The 2,056-nt window shown below is 70.7% G+C and carries 3 protein-coding genes; all 3 read left to right on the top strand.

Going from position 1 to position 2,056, the window contains the following annotated elements; all coding sequences use genetic code 11:
• On the top strand, positions 1-692 hold a 692-nt coding region (locus AC1D15_RS28975; RefSeq protein WP_477828741.1), incomplete at its 5' end, for an ATP-binding cassette domain-containing protein.
• Positions 692-1,372, top strand: a complete 681-nt coding sequence (locus AC1D15_RS28970; RefSeq protein WP_477828740.1) for a cysteine hydrolase family protein — start codon at positions 692-694, stop codon at positions 1,370-1,372. The genes AC1D15_RS28975 and AC1D15_RS28970, both read left to right, overlap by 1 nt.
• Positions 1,373-1,428: 56 nt before the next feature.
• A partial coding sequence (locus AC1D15_RS28965; protein ID WP_477828739.1) for a Fic family protein occupies positions 1,429-2,056 on the top strand: 628 nt, incomplete at its 3' end.

Genomic DNA, 2,056 nt, shown 5'->3' with positions numbered 1-2,056 from the left:
GCCTGAGCCTGAGCGTGCATGCCGGCGAGATCGTCGGCGTGGCGGGTGTCTCGGGCAACGGCCAGCGCGAGTTCGCCGAGGCGCTGGTCGGCCAGCGCCGGCGCGTGTCGGGCGAGGTGTGGATCGGCCACGGCGAGCAGCGCGAGCGCTTTGCCGCGACGCGCGCACAGAACCAGCGCCTGAAGGTGCGCAGCCTGCCGGAGGAGCCACTGCGCAATGCCTGCGTCGGCGACCTGAGCGTCTCGGACAACATCGGCCTGCGCTCCTTCGACCAAACGCCCGCGGCGCGCGGCGGCTGGCTGCGCGCCTCGGTGCTGCGCGAGCGCGCACGCCGGCTGATCGCAGAGTTCGGCGTCAAGACGCGCAGCGAGCTGGCACCGATCCGCGCGCTGAGCGGCGGCAACGTGCAGCGCGCGGTGCTGGCGCGCGAGCTGAGCGACGAGGCCGATGTGCTGATCGTCTCGAACCCGGTGTTCGGGCTCGATTTCGCGGCGGTGGCCGAGATCCATCAGCGGTTGATGGACGTGCGCAACCGCGGCGGCGCGGTGCTGCTGATCAGCGAGGACCTGGACGAACTGCTCGCGCTGTCGGACCGCATCGCGGTGATGAGCGAGGGGCGCATCGTGCACGAGGCCGACGCATCGCAGGCGGACCGCCACGTCCTCGGCGGATTCATGGGCGGGAGCCATTGATGATCCAGGTCGATGCCCTGCCGGGCCCGTTCGAGTTCGAGCCGGCGCACACCGCGCTGCTGATGATCGACATGCAGCGCGATTTCATCGAGCCGGGCGGCTTCGGCGCGGCGCTCGGCAACGACGTGTCGCTGCTGGCGCCGGTGGTGCCGGCCGCGGCTGAGCTGGTGGCGCTGTGCCGCGCGATGGGCGTGCTGGTGGTGCACACGCAGGAATGCCACCGGCCCGACCTGTCGGACTGCCCGCCGGCCAAGCGGCTGCGTGGCAAGCCCAGCCTGCGCATCGGCGACCCGGGGCCGATGGGGCGCATCCTGATCGAGGGCGAGCCCGGCGCTGGCTTCGTGCCGGAGCTGATGCCCCAGCCCGGCGACGTGGTGATCGCGAAGCCGGGCAAGGGCGCGTTCTACGGCACGCGGCTGGCCGAGCTGCTGCAAGACCAGCAGATCACGCGCCTGATCTTCGGCGGCGTGACGACCGAGGTCTGCGTGCAGACGACGATGCGCGAGGCCAACGACCGCGGCTACGAGTGCCTGCTGGTCGAGGAAGCGACCGGCTCGTACTTCCCGCAGTTCAAGGAAGCGACGCTGGCGATGATCCGTGCGCAGGGCGGGATCGTCGGGTGGACGGCGTCGTTGGACGCCGTCAAAGCGGCTGTGAAAGCGGGCTTTACCAGCACCTGATCATATTAAAGAAGTCTTTAGTATGATGGCGCCTCATTCAAGGCCGCTTTCATACGATGCGCAGCACYGGCACCTACGTCAGGAGCACCACGGCAGGCGAGGCCGTGCGGGCCTTCGTGCCGCGCCCGCTGCCGCCGGTGCGCCCGGTGCTGGCGCTGGAGTCCTACGAGACCCGGTCGCGCGATGCCGAGCTGGCGCTGGCGCGGCTGTCGGGCGTGTCGGGCCTGGTGCCGTCGGTCGAGTGGCTGCTGTACAGCGCGATCCGCAAGGAAGCGCTGCTCACCTCGCAGATCGAAGGCACGCAGGCCACGCTGACGGATCTCTTCGACGACGAAGCGGGCCTGGCCATCGCCAACACCGACGATGTCGAGGAGGTCACCAACTACCTGCGCGCTTTCCGCCTGGTGCGCGAGAACCTGCACGCCCCGCGCGGCCTGCCGTTGAGCGTGCGCCTGCTGTGCGACGCGCATCGCCTGCTGCTGGCTGGTGCGCGCGGCGCGGGCAAGCAGCCGGGCGAGCTGCGCCGCTCGCAGAACTGGATCGGCGGCACGCGGCCGGGCAATGCGGTGTTCGTGCCGCCGCCGCCCGAGCGCGTCGTGGAACTGCTCGGTGACCTGGAGCGCTTCATCCATGAGCCCGAACCGGCGCTGCCGCCGCTCGTGCGGGTGGCGMTGGCGCATGTGC

This window comes from Rhizobacter sp. P2_H2 (assembly GCF_056403375.1).
Note: the sequence above shows the minus strand (reverse complement) of the source record. Positions and strands in the feature narration are given on the sequence as shown.